At 39.3% G+C, this 17,152-nt stretch carries 13 protein-coding genes; 11 read left to right on the top strand and 2 right to left on the bottom strand.

The annotated features are described in order from the left end of the window. Positions 1-2: 2 nt before the first annotated feature. Positions 3-665 (bottom strand): glycosyltransferase family 2 protein, encoded by a 663-nt coding sequence (locus NSP_RS02530; protein WP_017803770.1) that lies wholly within the window; start codon positions 663-665, stop codon positions 3-5. A gap of 165 nt (positions 666-830) precedes the next feature. Next, positions 831-1,937: a methyltransferase domain-containing protein gene (locus NSP_RS02525; RefSeq protein ID WP_006197365.1), complete on the bottom strand. Its 1,107-nt coding sequence runs from the start codon at positions 1,935-1,937 to the stop codon at positions 831-833. A 357-nt stretch (positions 1,938-2,294) separates the two neighbouring features. On the opposite strand from NSP_RS02525, the gene dnaK reads away from it, so the two are divergent. The 11 genes from dnaK to NSP_RS02470 all read left to right on the top strand — a co-directional run bounded on the left by dnaK (position 2,295) and on the right by NSP_RS02470 (position 16,793). Further along, the gene (gene dnaK / locus NSP_RS02520; protein WP_006197366.1) at positions 2,295-4,178 is read left to right on the top strand and encodes a molecular chaperone DnaK; all 1,884 of its coding nucleotides are present in this window, start codon (positions 2,295-2,297) and stop codon (positions 4,176-4,178) included. A 731-nt stretch (positions 4,179-4,909) separates the two neighbouring features. Continuing rightward, positions 4,910-6,262 (top strand): UDP-N-acetylmuramoyl-tripeptide--D-alanyl-D-alanine ligase, encoded by a 1,353-nt coding sequence (locus NSP_RS02515; protein ID WP_006197367.1) that lies wholly within the window; start codon positions 4,910-4,912, stop codon positions 6,260-6,262. Between the two features lie 940 nt (positions 6,263-7,202). Continuing rightward, positions 7,203-7,808, top strand: a complete 606-nt coding sequence (locus NSP_RS02510) for a hypothetical protein (protein ID WP_006197369.1) — start codon at positions 7,203-7,205, stop codon at positions 7,806-7,808. Positions 7,809-7,856: 48 nt separating this feature from the next. Next, positions 7,857-8,234, top strand: a complete 378-nt coding sequence (locus NSP_RS02505; protein WP_006197370.1) for a hypothetical protein — start codon at positions 7,857-7,859, stop codon at positions 8,232-8,234. Further along, the gene (locus tag NSP_RS02500) at positions 8,182-10,929 is read left to right on the top strand and encodes a hypothetical protein (RefSeq protein ID WP_042202469.1); all 2,748 of its coding nucleotides are present in this window, start codon (positions 8,182-8,184) and stop codon (positions 10,927-10,929) included. Before NSP_RS02505 ends, NSP_RS02500 begins: the two co-directional genes overlap by 53 nt. A 148-nt stretch (positions 10,930-11,077) precedes the next feature. Further along, a complete protein-coding gene (locus NSP_RS02495) occupies positions 11,078-11,848 on the top strand; it encodes a hypothetical protein (RefSeq protein WP_006197372.1) in 771 nt (256 codons plus the stop codon). Positions 11,849-11,864: 16 nt separating this feature from the next. Continuing rightward, positions 11,865-12,914: a hypothetical protein gene (locus NSP_RS02490; RefSeq protein ID WP_006197373.1), complete on the top strand. Its 1,050-nt coding sequence runs from the start codon at positions 11,865-11,867 to the stop codon at positions 12,912-12,914. Positions 12,915-12,958: 44 nt separating this feature from the next. Beyond that, a complete protein-coding gene (locus NSP_RS02485; RefSeq protein ID WP_006197374.1) occupies positions 12,959-13,783 on the top strand; it encodes a hypothetical protein in 825 nt (274 codons plus the stop codon). A 47-nt stretch (positions 13,784-13,830) separates the two neighbouring features. After that, positions 13,831-14,511, top strand: a complete 681-nt coding sequence (locus NSP_RS02480; protein ID WP_006197375.1) for a hypothetical protein — start codon at positions 13,831-13,833, stop codon at positions 14,509-14,511. A gap of 23 nt (positions 14,512-14,534) precedes the next feature. Continuing rightward, positions 14,535-16,088: a TrbI/VirB10 family protein gene (locus NSP_RS02475; RefSeq protein WP_006197376.1), complete on the top strand. Its 1,554-nt coding sequence runs from the start codon at positions 14,535-14,537 to the stop codon at positions 16,086-16,088. A gap of 156 nt (positions 16,089-16,244) precedes the next feature. After that, entirely contained in the window at positions 16,245-16,793 is a 549-nt protein-coding gene (locus tag NSP_RS02470; RefSeq protein WP_006197377.1) for a hypothetical protein, read from the top strand. The last annotated feature ends 359 nt before the right edge of the window (positions 16,794-17,152 follow it).

Genomic DNA, 17,152 nt, shown 5'->3' with positions numbered 1-17,152 from the left:
GGTTAGCTAGATGAGGAAATTTTTTCTAACACGCTCTTAGTAATACTCGTTTCGGCTCTGGTGTAGATATAAGTTTCTGGTTCCCTGACTTTTTGAGTTTGGCAAATTTTTTCCGCCCGTTCCCAAAAGTCTGTATCTTCTCCATAAGGTATATTATGAAATCCCTTTAATTGAAAAAATATGTGCCGTTTACCAAAAAATGTGGGACCTAAAACACATTCTCGTAAGTTAATTGTTTTTTCTGGTTGAAAATAATCTGCTACAAAAATCTCTTCTTCCGAGTCAAATCCTCCTTCAATTAAATCAATTTTTGGATTAGCTTTCATATATTCTAGACGTGAATCTAGATGATTGGGTTTGTAAGCATCATCACTGTCTATAAATGTAATGTAGTTCCCAAAAGATGCCTGAATTCCCGCATTTTTAGCATATCCTAATTTGCGATTTTGATGTTTCAAATAACGAATATTGGGGATTTTTTGCAGATAGGAATCAACAAGTTCAAAGGTGTTGTCTTGACTCCCATCGTCTACTACAACAAGTTCCCAATCTTTAAAGGTTTGATTAATCACGCTATCGATACAGTTTTTTAGGTGATTTACCCGGTTATAGGTGCATAAGATAACTGTTATTTCTGGATTGATGTCAAAGGTGATGCTGCTCATTTGTTTTGATATTTAAAAGTAGATTAGCTAGGATTTAGCGACTTCCGAGAAATAAATTATGTATATTGTGGGGTGGGCATCTTGCCCGCCCTGATTAAAGGACGGGTGGGGACACCCATCCCACAATCAAATTTGTCATGTTTTTTATTTGGAAGTCCCTTAGTTTTATTTTTCAGCCATGATACAAGTAGCAACGGGATAATCTGGATGAAAAGCATCTAGTTCTGCTGTTGTCAGTTCTTCTACGGCGATTCCATGATAACTAGCGATCGCACTTGTGGGATTACCATATACATATAATTGCTGTTGACTATATTCCCTAAATATGTATGTAAAAGCATCTGGTAAAGGTCGCCAATAATCGGCGGGAGTAGCATGAAGTCTAATGGCACTGGGAACCATTGCAAAACATTTTCCTCCTGGTTTTAACCAAGTGAGAATATTTTCAACTGCTATCCAGGGTGCATAACAATGTTCTAAGACATTAAAAATAATCACGGAATCAAAAGATTCTGGTTTGATGATTGATACATCATGCACATCCCCAACTATATCTACACCAGCGCCGGCTTCTATGTTGAGAATTTTATATGATGTCCCTGGATTAATTTGATAAAAATCTTTGTCTTTTGGTGTTCCTCCTATTTCGAGGATATTACCGACAATCTGAGATTTAATCTCTGCAATAAATTTGCCCAGATAGTATCTATCAACTGGTTTTCCTCTGGTTAATCCAAATGCTTGACAAATGGGAACTGCTTTTTTCAAGTCACCCCAATCTATAGAACCTGTTGCAGGTGATAATAAACCTATGGTTTCTAGTTTTTCTACTAATTTGCGGAAGTCTTCTAAACTTTGAATAGAGTCTAAATCATCTTTTAATTGATACTGAGAAAACAATTGCGGTAGAACTTGGTAAGTTGCTTGACTTAATTCCCCCAGTTCAAATTGCATATCTTTTTCAATAAAGCTACGAAAGCCTTTACCAAAAATTGTCAGGCTACCGTCTGCTAAAAATACTATGGCATCTTGAGATAAAGGTTGATATTTATCTAGTTCCTCAATGAATTTATCTGCAAGTGAAGCGAATTGAATTTTTTGAAAGATTTGGTATGCACTTTCTAGTGAATGTTCATGGACAAATATTTCGAGGAGCGTTAACCATGATTTAGCCGGAATGATTTCGGCGGTGCGCTGACTCCAAGCAAAGATTGCATATAACTGAGAATCTTCGACTTTTATAAAAGCGTTAGGAATATATTTTTTAGCCATCAAATTAATTTTTAATTTTTTATTTAAATGATATGTCTCAGGTATTATAAGCTATTTATGGCTACTTTTATGATTGATATCTGGATTTTGTAACGAATTGTGTATCTCAGAATAAAGTACGGTTATTGCGATCGCACCTTGCTATAAAACCGAACCCACTCAATTATCAGTTGGTCTAATGTTTGAAGTAGGAAGCTTAATAGATTGATTGAGGAAAAATACTGGTTGTCTGCAAGCTAGCACGCTTGAGATTAAACCTCCTAAGACTAAATCCACTAGATAATACCCCATTTTCGATACCCAGTGTCTTATCCTCAACGCCACAATTGCTGAAACGAAGCTAGAGAGGAAGATTATATGCCGAAAGTAATTGGAATTGATTTAGGAACGACAAACTCTTGTGCTGCTGTCATGGAAGGTGGACAACCTTTAGTCATTGCTAACGCTGAAGGACAACGCGTCACTCCGTCGGTGGTGGCTCATACTAAGTCTGGTGAACGCTTGGTGGGTCAAATAGCCAGACGACAAGCGGTGATGAACCCGGAAAATACCTTTTATTCTGTGAAACGCTTTATTGGGCGTAAACATGAAGAAATTACCCATGAAGCGACAGAGGTGACATACAAAGTTGTGCGCGATCGCGACGGTAATGTTAAACTGGACTGTCCCGCAGCAGGTAAACAATTTGCACCGGAAGAAATTTCCGCCCAAGTTCTGCGGAAGTTGGTTGATGATAGCAGTAAATATCTGGGAGAAAAAGTTACCCAAGCTGTAATTACGGTTCCAGCTTACTTCAATGACTCCCAACGCCAAGCTACCAAAGACGCGGGTAAAATTGCCGGTTTGGAAGTTCTCCGGATTATCAACGAACCGACAGCAGCAGCACTGGCTTATGGTTTAGATAAAAAGACCAACGAAACTATCTTAGTCTTTGACTTGGGTGGTGGGACTTTTGACGTTTCCATTTTGGAAGTAGGAGACGGTGTATTTGAAGTAAAATCTACCAGTGGGGACACCCATTTAGGTGGTGACGACTTTGATAAAAAGATTGTAGATTGGATGGCGACTGAATTTCAACGTAATGAAGGTGTTGACCTCCGTAAAGATAAGCAAGCTTTACAAAGACTAACTGAAGCCGCAGAAAAAGCCAAAATTGAACTTTCCAGTGCGACTCAAACCAATATTAACCTCCCCTTTATTACCGCGACTCAAGCGGGACCAAAACACCTAGATACAACTTTGACAAGGGCTAAGTTTGAGGAAATGACGGCGGATCTTTTAGACCGTTGTCGAAAACCTGTGCAGCAAGCTCTGCAAGATGCCAAACTGAGTAATGCGGAAATTGATGAAGTTGTATTAGTGGGTGGTTCAACTCGGATTCCGGCTGTGCAAGAATTAGTGCGGCGAATTATTGGTAAAGATCCTTGTCAAGGTGTGAACCCTGATGAAGTTGTGGCGATTGGTGCTGCTATTCAAGCGGGTGTGTTATCAGGTGAGGTGAAAGATATCCTGCTGTTAGATGTCACTCCCTTGTCTTTGGGTGTGGAAACTCTCGGTGGTGTGATGACGAAGATTATTAGCCGTAATACTACTATCCCGGTGAAAAAGTCGGAAATTTTCTCGACTGCGGCTGATGGTCAAACAAATGTCGAAGTTCATGCTCTCCAAGGTGAGAGAGAATTCGCTAAAGATAACAAGAGTTTGGGAACTTTCCGCCTAGATGGAATTCCGGCAGCACCTAGAGGTGTACCACAAATTGAGGTGACATTTGATATCGATGCTAACGGTATTCTTTCCGTGACTGCTCAAGATAAGGCTACAGGTAAACAGCAGTCGATTTCGATTACAGGTGCTTCCACTCTCGATAAGGGGGATGTGGAAAACATGGTGCGGGATGCAGAAGCCCACGCTGAGTCAGACCGCAAACGCCGTGAACAAATTGATACGAAGAACATGGCAGATTCTTTGGCTTATCAAGCCCAGAAGCAACTGCAAGACTTGGGTGATAAGGTGAGTTCTGAGGATCGTAGCCGAGTTGAAGGGTTAGTACAAGATTTACGGGAGGCGATTAATCAAGATAATTTTGAGCGCATGAAGTCTCTGACGAATGAGTTACAGCAAGCCTTGATGCAAGTTGGTAGTGCTGTTTATGCTCAAGCTGGTGGAGGTGATGGCAGAACTACAGGCGAAAGCCCCACAGGTGAAGATGTGATTGATGCCGATTTTGTGGAAAGTAAATAAAAGAACCCATTTCCCACCCCTCCTGTGCAAGCGAGGAGGGGTGATATAGCAAAAGTCAAAAGTCAAAAGTCAAAGACTCGCTGTGACTGGGTTTTAGGCTTTTGCCATGTCCTCACAACCTTGGCGGTTGCTATATTTGGTATTTTTATACTAAACCGTTTAGTTTAGTAGGGTGTAGGGTTAGCGTGGCACATTTACTTACCTGCCTGCTAACCTATCTATCATATCATAATATGTTGATTAAATCACAGTTAAATACAAACAGATGGATATAGCAGAGATCAATAGTGAAGTCTGTAGTTGGGTTGGGTTTGGGGTTGGGATAAAACTTGCTTCTAGACTAAACCGTTTAGTTTAGTAGGGTGTAGGGTTGGCGTGGCACATTTACTTACCTGCCTGCTAACTTATCTATCATATCATAATATGTTGATTAAATCACAGTTAAATACAAACAGATGGATATAGCAGAGATCAATAGTGAAGTCTGTAGTTGGGTTGGGTTTGGGGTTGGGATAAAACTTGCTTCTAGACTAAACCGTTTAGTTTAGTAGGGTGTAGGGTTGGCGTGGCACATTTACTTACCTGCCTGCTAACTTATCTATCATATCATAATATGTTGATTAAATACAAATAAATTTCTACTTCAGTTGAAAGAAATGATGGGACTAAGCACGAGAAAATTTGTATACTTTGGGTTTGGCTCATTTAACTTGAAAAATTAGTTCATCATTATGCCTTGGTCTGTTAGCATCTCCCAATTGTTAGAAGTTCTGTGCGCTCAACCTATCAATTTATCTGAAGCTGCTTTAACACAAGTCAGCAGCACTATCCAAACAGATACCCGGAGGATCAAACCTGGGGAAGTGTTTTTGGCTTTAAGAGGAGAAAATTTTGATGGACACGATTTTGTTTCCCATGCGATCGCTCAAGGTGCAATAGCGGCTATTGTGGATTCTGATTATGAAAATGCAGATGTAGCTGTATTGCAAGTAAGAGACACTTTACAAGCATATCAGCAACTGGGGAGATGGTGGCGCGATCGCCTGAATATTCCAGTCATTGGGGTGACAGGTTCTGTGGGGAAAACCACAACGAAGGAACTCATCGCCGCAGTGTTAGCAACTGAGGGACGAGTTCACAAGACTTTTGGCAATTTTAATAACGAAATTGGCGTTCCCAAAACCTTGTTAGAACTGGATACAGAACATGACTATGCGGTGGTGGAAATGGCGATGCGGGGTGAAGGACAAATCCGTGAACTCACGCAAATAGCCCGTCCGAATATTGGGGTAATTACGAATGTGGGAACCGCACATATTGAATTACTGGGTTCTGAAGAAGCGATCGCTCGTGCTAAATGTGAATTATTAGCCGAAATGCCTGAAGATAGTGTAGCTATTCTCAATCATGACAATCCCCTGTTAATGGCTACAGCGCAGCAAGTGTGGTCTGGGGAAGTTGTAACTTATGGCTTATCTGGTGGTGATATTCAAGGAGTGCTGACCGATAACCAGACGATAAAAGTTGGGGAAATGCGGCTACCTTTGCCCTTACCTGGTCGTCACAATGCCAGTAATTTTTTAGCCGCTTTAGCAGTGGCGCAGGTTTTGGGCATCGACTGGTCAACCTTGCAAAATGGCGTGAAAGTGAATATGCCTACGGGGCGATCGCAACGGTTTACCCTGCCCCATGATATTATTCTCTTAGATGAGACTTATAATGCTGCACCAGAAGCTATGACCGCAGCTTTGCAATTATTAGCAGATACACCGGGAAAACGCAAAATAGCTGTGTTAGGTGCGATGAAGGAATTGGGAGAGCGATCGCTGCAATTGCACCAAAGAGTGGGTGAAACGGTGCAGAGGTTGCAATTAGACGGTTTGCTGGTTTTAGTAGATGGTAAAGATGCACAAGCGATCGCTCAAAGTGCCGAGGGTATTCCATCGGAGTGTTTTACGACTCATGCTGATTTGGTAGCTCGATTAAAGACATTTGTGCAAGCAGGCGATCGCATCTTATTCAAAGCCGCCCATTCCGTAGGACTTGATCGCGTTGTTAATCAATTTCGCGCCGAATTCCTGTAATTAATTGGCTAAATTATTCCTGTTGATTAAATTCCCCAAATTAAGCCTCTGGAATTAAATATTCCGAAATAATTCCTGATCTAAAAATCTAGAATTGGAGGACAAATAAATAAAGTCCGCAGGTGCGGACTTAGAAATTTGGATAAGGTTAGGTTCTTAACAAGATGGACTACAACTTGTTAGAGGTTATCTTTATTGTTAATAACTTCTTTGAAAAAATCAAGTGTTTCACAAAGAAACTTTAGACATAATTCCTGTATTTTTGTCTGATTAAGCAGATATACAGATTGTATTTTTTTGACAACAAATGCGCGGTATAACCAGAATAATTTTTACTTGTAATTAAAAAATGATGCGCTGATTTTGCCTTTAATTAGATAATTAGATGCGTTTAGCCCGGTAAAATCCATCTTCACAAGTTTAGAGAAAAAATCATTTGTCAATCAGTGATGGTGATGAAAAAACAAAGCCAGGGGGTAAAAACACAATTTGGGAATTTTGGGCTTAATATCCTCAAAGTATAAGGCTCTGTTTCTCTTTTCCTGTAAAAGAAGTTCGACTCAAATCAAAAAGGGAGCAGTGGTTTGTCCCCCTTGATCACCAAAACTACGCATTAACAAATATACACTTACATATCCGTACTTATGCTCTTATCTAAAATTCGGAAATCCAGATAAAATCTAGATTTATTCATGAAGTATGGCGAATATGTATTATTCGTTACAAAAATAAAATCAGTGGTAATTTAACTAAATGTTAAGAATTAATTACCTAAACCTTAATACACAGTAACAAAGCGAAAATATACTATAGATGTAAAATATAAATACATCAAATCTCTGGATAAATACAGATGACAGGTGACAGCTTTAAAACTAGAGTAAAAATTTTAAGAATGAACATCACTGATATTTGTGATCGATAACAGGGAAATTAGTAAATGCCTCAAAATTATAGTGTGAGAAAACTCGGCAAAGATTCAACGACAACATCAGACAAATTGAGAGTGAGTGGGAAATCATGGCATCTTAGCATAGTTGAATCAGTACCATTTTTGTTGGCTTGCGCTGTGTTTTTAAGCGTCATTAGTTTAAAAAGTCCTATCCTGCTGTTTTGTTTGCTAGCGGGTAGTTTAATAGCAATAGTCATGCAACAAGTTGGGCAACAGGTGCATTTGCCAAAGCGATGGCTTATAATATTACAAATATTGGCAGTATCTGTCATTCTCTGTTTATTTTGGTTAGACTATTTTGCCACACCTGTATATGCACAATTTTTTGGCAGAGCTGAAGATTTTTTCCGAAATACTCTAACTCAAGGAACAGGAGACAATAACAATAGCCAAGCAGCAGTCAGTTTAATATTTAATGTGTTAAGGGCAATTTATTTACTTTATATTGCAGTTTCTCTAATTGGTGTGATTAATGCAGTGCGTAAAGATGAAGATTGGCAAAGTATCGCGAGAGTTCCGTTGTTAGTGGTTGTCGCTGTGACTGTTGCGGATGTCTTGACAGGGTTTGTAATTGGTGATACAAGCAGTAGGTAATTCCTCTTTGGTGATCAGATGAAGTAAAGTTCAAGTTCAATATTTGTTATGTCTGAAGAACAAGATCAAAAATTTCGTCCAGTTAATCAAATTCTCGGCTCACAACCATCATTAGGACCAATTCCTGCTGACCAAATTTTTCCTTGGCTGGTAATTGTTTTAGCCTCTTACTTTATTGTCAATGGAGTTTTTGGCGGAATTTTTGCAGATGATTTCCAAAAATGGTTGTGGACAGCATTAATTTCAGGTTGGGGAATCGCCACTTGGTGGATTTTAACTGGTGGTAGGAGTTGGCGCTTTTTAAGCAAATTCGTTGGAGTTCCCACTTGGACAAGAGGCTTTGCGCGTTATCAAAGCTTGTTAGAAATTAACCATGAAGCAAAAAATCGGAAAACAAACCCTAAGCATCGCCGGAAAAGAAAGTAGATTAACACCATTTGAGGATGCGTTACATTTAGCGACAATGCTCCGCATTGCGCTTGATGGTCGTGATATCGGCGCTTACATTTTAAACAAAGAAACCCAAAAAGATCGGTTTTGCTTTGTGTTTGGGTTTGAATGTCGAGGTATCCATACTACCTTAAGGTCTGAACAGATAGAGACAATTTTTAATAATATCGAATCAGGTTTAAAAGATATTCCTGAAGGTGAAAAAATGACCTTACACATGGGGTCATTTAGTTCAGACAAAAAACGACAAGCAGAATTAGCCGATTTGGTAAAGCGGACACCATCACGAGACATCAAATATTTATTAACAGCCGAAAGAGCCAGAATTCAAGAACTGACTAACTCAGGTATTCGTAAGCCTAAATTTCTGCGAATTTATGTGACTTATACGATTGAACCAAATACTACACAGACAGATGATTGGATTGAGAAACTTTTAGCCAAAGGTGAATTATGGTGGTTGAAATTTAAAGGTGAATTGGCAGAAGTTCAAAACCAACGGGTGGAAACTCTGATCATCAAAGCTTACCAACAAGGATTTTCCCGTTGGGAACAGCTTTTATCTAACAAAATGGGGTTAGATGTCAAACCTTTAAATGCTGATGAATTATGGGAACACGCTTGGAGAAAATTTAATGATACAGAACCAATAGAAATTCCCCAATTACTTCATTTAGATGAAAATGGATTGCATGAGCAAGTTAATTCAGACTTAGCTAGTACCAAATTGCTGATTGAAAATATTCACAGTACAACTTTGCTGATGGAGTCTAATGTACCTTGTGCTGACCGCCGTTGGGTGAATGTGAAAAATCGCTATATTGGGGCGCTGACGTTTCTGGAAAAACCTGGTGGTTGGCAGAATAAATTTGCTCAAATGCGTTATTTATGGGAATTATTAGCCAGAGAAACGGTAGTAGATACAGAAATTTTTTGTGAATTAACTGCCGCTAATCCAGCTATAGTCAAAAATACTTTACAACGAGTGCTGAAACAGTCAAATATGACAGCACTTATGGCGCAAGAGAAAAGTAAAACTATTGATGTGAGCGCGCAATTAAAGTTAAAGAAATCCGTAGCAGCCCAAGAACAATTATATGAAGGAGCAGTGCCGATATATACGAGTATAGCTATTTTTGTGCATCGTCCCAGTGTGGAAAAATTAGATGCAGCTACAAGATATATTGAAAACTGTTTTCAACGACCGGCTCAGGTAATTAGAGAAATAGAGTATACTTGGAAAATTTGGCTGCAATCTTTACCGATAGTCTGGGAAGGTTTGTTGGTAAAACCTTTTAACCGTCGTCAGTTATATTTAACCAGTGAAGTTCCGGGATTAATGCCTTTAGTGTTAACGAAAGCTGGAGATAGCCACGGTTTTGAGTTGATTGCTGAAGAAGGCGGAACTCCTATACATCTAGATTTGTTTAACCAACATAAAAATTTAGCACTATTTGCGACAACTCGTGCTGGTAAATCGGTTTTGGTATCGGGAATTTTAACTCAGGCTTTGGCTCATGGAATTCCTGTTGTCGCCTTGGACTTTCCCAAACCAGATGGTTCATCTACGTTTACTGACTATACAGAGTTTATGGAGGGGAATGGGGCGTATTTTGATATTTCCAAACAATCGAATAATTTGTTTGAGCAGCCTGATTTGCGATCGCTTTCTCCAGAAGAACAACGCGATCGCCTATTGGATTATACTGGATTCTTAGAATCAGCTTTAATGACAATGGTTTTAGGCTCATCCACCGAAAACCAACTGCTCTCCCAAACAGTGCGTTCCCTGATAAACTTGGCTTTAAGCGCTTTCTTTGCAGATGTAGGGATTCAAGAGCGATATAAACAAGCGATCGCCGGCGGATTTGGTAGTCAAGCTTGGCAAAAAACCCCCACATTAAAAGACTTCCTTTATTTCTGTTCCCCAGAACATCTGCAATTAGACTCTCTGAGTGGTAGGGTAGATGACGCACTCAGTCAAATTCAACTGCGGTTACGGTTTTGGCTTTCGAGTCGCGTCGGACAATCGATTTCTGCACCATCTAGCTTTCCCACCGATGCACAACTTTTAGTTTTTGCACTGCGGAACCTCTCAGATAACGAAGATGCGGCCGTACTGTCTTTAAGTGCTTATTCCGCAGCTTTGCGACGGGCGTTAAGTAGTCCAGCTTCTATTTTCTTTATTGACGAAGCCCCAATTTTATTTGAATTTGACCAAATTGCTGATTTAGTGGGGAGAATTTGCGCCAATGGAGCCAAAGCTGGTATCAGAGTTATTTTATCAGCCCAAGACCCCGATACCATCGCCAAATCCAAAGCAGCATCGAAAATTTTACAAAACTTATCAACACGATTGATTGGGCGTATTCAACCAGTAGCAGTAGATAGTTTTGTGAGCATTTTAAAATATCCCCGTGATATTATTTCTCGTAATGCTACAGAAAGCTTTTTTCCTCGCAAAGAAGGCATTTACAGCCAATGGTTATTAGATGATAACGGGATTTATACCTTTTGCCGTTACTATCCAGGATTCGAGCAATTAGCTGTAGTTGCTAATAATCCTAATGAACAAACTGCACGCCAAAAAGCCATGTTACAACACAGGGATAAATATGAAGCAATTTCTGTATTTGCACGTCAGCTAATAGCTTCTTTACGTGGGAGTTGAAAGAGGAATGAATCTCACGCACCAGGCGCACCAGGAGCAGAGAGTTAAATTTGGATTTTAATAACTGCACTGAATTTCTTTCCTTCCTTCTTCCTTGGCGTACTTGGCGGTATGCGCTACGCGAACGTTCCTCATATCTTCAAAATATATGCAGAAAACTACATTCTTCACCCTGACCCTTTCCTGCTTATTAGTCTTACCAGCAATGGCACAATTAGGTAAAGTTTGGACAGAATTTCAACTTTACTCTGTAGATATGCAAAATTATCTGAGACAGAACTTGAGTGAAACTTTAAGACCTTTAGAAATTAGAAGTCAAACTGCACTGAATAATTCTACAGGAGAATTGAATATACCGAATCCAGTTGAGGCTGGAAAGAGTTTGCGCCAAGATTTATTTTTTAACCCAACAACAGATAAATTTGAAAACAATCCCGTTGTCCAATCTAATGCGGTAACTAATGAAATTAATCGTTTAATTACCCGTAGTTCCATAGAGAGTTTTATGGGTAGAGAGGGACAAATTCGCTTAAAATCACAATTACAGAATACTGAAATTATTCTGGATAATATCGAAGATTTTTCTCAACAATCTGATAATATTTTCAATCAAATTGCTAACACCCTCACGTCATTATATCCTACAGAACCTTTAAAACAAGCACTGGAAGGTGATCAAGCCAATTTGCAGTTACAAGCTATTAAAATTCAACAAGAACAAGCAAGAATTAGCAGTGCAAATCTAGCTCAAACAATCCAAACAAATCAATCTTTGCAATACTCTAATTTAAATTTAGCAAGTATTTCTCAGCAAATGGATGAAATGAATCGCTCGCGTCGAGTAGATAGCGCAACAGAGACTGCAAGACTCATTCGTACTACTGCTCAAATAGATTTGTTTGGTAGAGAAGAGAATTAGGATATTGTGAACAAAAATGCAGCTTTATATTTTACAAATATTTCCTGAAATTGGTATCAATGAAACTTTCGATAGTGGTGCTGCAACGGCAAGAAGCATGACTGAAAGTTGGGATAATCAATGGCTAGATTTATTACAGAATAATACCAGTAACAATTTATATGGAGCGCTCACAAATCTGGGTGTATTTTTCGCTGTAGGCACTTTATTATTTTTTATGATGCAATGGCTCAAAGATGTTATCTACAGTGAATATTCACGTCCGATAACGGGTTTAATTTGGCCTTTTATCGTAGTCTTATTATTAAGTAATGGTGGAGATGGTAGCATACTTTCTAATTTGACATTGGGGGTAAGAAACTTTATCAATACAGTCAATCAGCAAGTAGTTACTACAGCAGATGCGGAAAAAAATTATCAGCAAGCACTGAATATGAGTTTGGCGGAAGAAATAGCTGGTTCTTTACTTCGTCCTTGTCAATCATTGACTGGTGAACAACAAACCCAATGCTTTGCGAAAGCCAGCGACCAAATAGATAAACTCTGGCGAGAATATAGAGATTTATATGGTAATAGAATTTGGATTGAAAGATTGGAAAATAAGGTAATCTCGCTGAAATTCGGTACAGGAAATTTATCAGATACTACCTTTAACTCCTTGTTAGGGAATACAGCACAAACGAGTATTAAAAACTTTTTAATTTCTTTGCAATATGCCTTTCAAAATTTAATAGAAGCCACTATGCTACTCATAGCAGCTTTAGGACCATTGGCTGTGGGCGCATCTTTGCTACCTGTAGCGGGAAAACCTATTTATGCATGGCTAACAGGTTTATTCTCGGCGGGAATTGCCAAGATTTCATTTAATATAATTGCAGCTGTAACCGCCGCAGTAATTATCAACGGTCCAGCAGAAAATCCCAATGCGAATCCTGACTTAATGTGGTTCATAATTTTTCTCGGAATTTTAGCACCACTATTATCCTTAGCAGTAGCTGGTGCTGGAGGATTTGCCGTTTTCAGCGCCATTAATAATACAAACGCCTTAGTCAAAGATAGAATATAGCATGACAATTAAATCTTCTAATACTCTCTATAAATAATGAAAAAATGACCAATTTACTGCATAAAAAAAAACCAACCGCAAATATTTTAACAATTTTTGCGATCGCCACCTTAAGCTTGCATCTATCAGTGTTATTTCTATTCATCTTGCAAGGGTTAAATATTCGCCAACTCAGCCTGAGAAAACCGCCTAACTTTGTGCAAATGATCGATGGTCAACCCATAGCTGCTGTAGATGATTTAGCCAGAGACCCCGAAGCCATTCGCCAATTTATCAGTAAAACCATGACATCCATGTTTAACTGGTCAGGAACTCTACCACCACAAAGTATTGCAGAAGTTGCAAAACCCCAACCAGATCCAGGAATCGCGGTGAGAACGCCGCAAGGTGGTAACCAAAAAGTGACTACCAGCAGTTGGGTAGCAAGTTTTGCGATATCAGAAGATTTTCGGAAAGGTTTTTTAAGTGCGATCGCGCAAATGACACCACCAGAAGTTTTCTCTAACAATCCTAATCAAATTATATCAGCAGAATTAGTCATCCAACGCATTTATCCCCCAGAACAAATAGCCCCTGGTAAGTGGCGAGTGGGGATGGTAGCCGACCTGATTCAAAAAAAACAGAATGATGATAGAAAAACAGTAACACCCTTTAATAAAGATTTATTGGTGCGTGCAGTAGATTATTTTCCCTACCCGCTACCTAAGAATACTACCGACATCCAAAAAGCGATTTATAGTAATCGGGCTGACAAATTAGAAATTTATGAAATTCGCAATTTATGTTTACTCGATGACTACAGTAACCTCAGCGAAGATCAATCAAACCCCTGTGCAAATCAAGGAAATTCCGAGAGTTTTACGAGATAATTATTCTCTGGACAAAATTAACTTATAATTTATATACTCAAGTATTTATGCAATTAGTCAAGCCAGAAAACAAAAAAACCAGCATCTTGCCACTGTTAGCTGTAGGAACATTTGGATTACATCTATTTAGCTTACTATTACTTTTGTTCCACAGTTCGATGCTCCAGGCTTTAAAAAAGCAGTTAACGCCCCAAACCTTGGTGCAACTTGTGGATGGTCGAGCGATTACCGTAGATACTCAAAAAACTGATGAAAGACATCCAGAGACAATTCGCCGCTTTGTAGGTGAAACCATGATCTTGATGCTTACCTGGTCACAGCAACAACCGCCACTCACAGTTTGGCAAATTAGTTCGCAACTCTTAGCTAGTAATTTAAAACCCAAGTTTCAGGCAGAAATTAGTAACTTAAATCCCACTGGACAGTTAGCCAATATTAATCGGCAAACAGAATATGTATTAGTAGTAAAAAAAATCTCTCAACCAACCAAAATAGCTGATGGTAAATGGAAAATTGAAATGCTGGCTAATCAATTAAATTTTAGCGGTTCTAATAATTTAGGAACCTCAACTGCGTTCAATAAACAAATCCTAGTGCGAGCCATAGAGCAACCAGCAACTTCACTTCCAGCCCAACCATTACCCTGGGATTTAGCAGCTTACCGACTTGGGGAAGCTAGACTAGAAATTTATCAGATATGTGACATCAAAGACAAAAACTGTTCTTGAAATTAAAATTAAAGTAATACATCATGACTTCATATTCAATTCATCCAGAATTTTCGACAAAACATCTCATTAAACCAATCCCTGAGCAGCACGAACCAGAAGTAGACGCTTCGGATTGGGAATCCAGAATGGCTAAATTGGTTGGCTTTCAAGAAGAATCTCCACAAATTAACGTTGACGCAGTAGAAGCAGATTCAGCCAGCTTGGAGCCTTTCCAGTCGCAGCCACAAGAAGTACAAACAGAGCAATCTCTTTCATCTAATCCCTTTGCTAAATTAGCCTTGGTAGGTAGTGCTACCTTAGCTGTAGTGGTAGTTGCGGGGGCATTTTTATCGCAGATCATGAATACCAGCAATCAACGGCCAAGAAATAATTTTGTTTCTTCCACACCACCATTACAAGCAACAAGTGAATCTTTGCAACAAAACTTAGCACAAGAAGTAGAGATTCTCAAAACCAAATTAGCTCTTGCGGAACAAGCCCAAACAGTGACAGCAGCCCAACAAAATCTCAGAAATAGGGTAGCTGCGCGGGTGGAAACTCCACCAGTCAGAGAAGCCACTCCAAGACCTGTGCAAACTGCTTCTACGCCCAGGGTAGTGACAGTGGAACGGATTATTGAAATACCAGCTTCTCCACCAGTTGCTGTCCCACCAATTGCTATAGCTCCTACACCTCCACCCGCACCCGCACCAGTTGCAGTTGCAACCCCAGTCACTCAAGTATCTCCACCCGATCCCCTGGAGGAATGGACAAGGTTAGCCAAGTTAGGTAGCTACGGTCAGGTCAACACTACTGGTCAATCGAGAGTGAATACAGCTTTATCTGTACCAGAAAGTAATACTAATGTAGAACAGGTAAGCAACTCTAACCCGGAACCAACGCTACCACAGCCAGATATTCTAGTCAGCCAATCACAAAGTGCGAAATCTGTCAAGGTGGGAAGTAGTGCTAAAGCTGTATTAGCAACAGCTTTATTTGGGGAAACTACTAAGTCAAGGAATAATGAAAGTAATGAAGACGGTAATGTATTTGTTTTGCGTTTGACAAACCCATTAAAATCAGTGGATGGTGCGATCGCTTTACCAGCTAATACTGAGTTATTAGCTGAAATTATTTCTATTTCTGAAAAAGGACTACTACAGTTAAATGTAGTCAAAGTGGTATCCGAAGAGAACGGCGAACTAATAGAAAGGAATTTACCCAAGAATGCAATTATGGTTCGCGCTCCCCAAGGTAAACCTTTAGTAGCAAGTCAATACCCTGATCAAGGAGCATCAATAGCGGGGATGGATGTAGGGCTATTTGTTTTGGGAGGTATTGGTAAAGGAGCCGAGTTATTTAATCGTACTGAATCCCAAGTTTCCATAGAAGGTAGTAGCACCATCGTCACCAACACCAACAATAGACGCAATATCCCGGCGGGAATTTTAGAAGGTGGTTTAAAGTCTGTAGTTCCCCAAATTGCTCAACGTAACCAACAAGCGATCTCACAAATGATGCAACGAACGAACGTTTGGTTTATACCAGCTGGCAAAGAAGTAGAAATTTACGTCAATAGAACGATGCAGTTGTAATTCTTAATTCGTAATTAAATGAAAATTTAGCATTTCCTCATCTGTTCGTTAGGGATTTACAGCACTTTTCAAGTAAATGAGAACACATCTTAAGATTATAAATCTTGTCGGGGAGGGCAAGGACTGCCCGCCCTTGTTTACCTCACGTTTGCAGCCATGAAAATAAAATATTCTGATTTATTGCCTCTGACTTCTCTAATTTTCTCCGCCGCCATATTATTACTTGCAGGACGAGCCTTAGCTAATAATGCTGTTTTGCGTTCCATGTTTTCTTGTCAAGCAGAAGGTTTAGGGGGAGTAGTACCGACTATCGAAGTTTCCTATCAGCAAGGAACAAATTTAAGCTTTTTACCAGCCGGCGAAACCATTAAAAAAGTGTGGTTAAACGACCCCTCACAAGTAACTATGGATTTTGATGGACCGATGTGTATGCAGTTTGGCGCAGAACGTAAATTGAGTTCAGGAGATTGTGCCAAATCATCAGCAAACGTCATTCAACTGCGGCGAATTCCCAGACTAAATATTCCCGGACTACCTAAAACAGACAATACACTTTTAACAGTGATTACTGAAGAAGGAGAGAGAAGTAAACTCTATACATTCAGAATATTATATCAAGACACTGCGCCTAATTATCACACCTTAGCCATTTATCCCGATCCTGTACCTGGGGAAAATGCTTGCGTAATCAATCAGAACTTCTAACCCTCTGCGTACCTTTGCGTGAACCTTTGCGACCCTCTGCGTTAAAAAAAACCTTTTCCTCAAGTGTAATAATTTAAAAGTAATCGGGACATAATTGTTTTAGTTTTAGCCTTTTTACACTAGGGATAATTTTTAAATTTTGTTCCTTGACTATAGTTCTGTTGATAAAAAACCCAAACTTAAAGAAGTTTAGCTTCAAGATACTGCGACAACTGATCGATTTTGATGATCAAACTGTAACTTTTATGTCATCTTTACTTCATATAAATTTCTAGACAAAGATCCTGAAGTTCAATAGGATGTGAGCAATAGCTATATTTAGTAATTGCTCGGAAAATTAGTGCAGAAATTCAAAAATT

Origin of the sequence: Nodularia spumigena CCY9414 (assembly GCF_000340565.2) — a bacterium.
Lineage (GTDB): Bacteria > Cyanobacteriota > Cyanobacteriia > Cyanobacteriales > Nostocaceae > Nodularia > Nodularia spumigena.
This window is presented reverse-complemented; position numbering and strand designations above follow the sequence as displayed.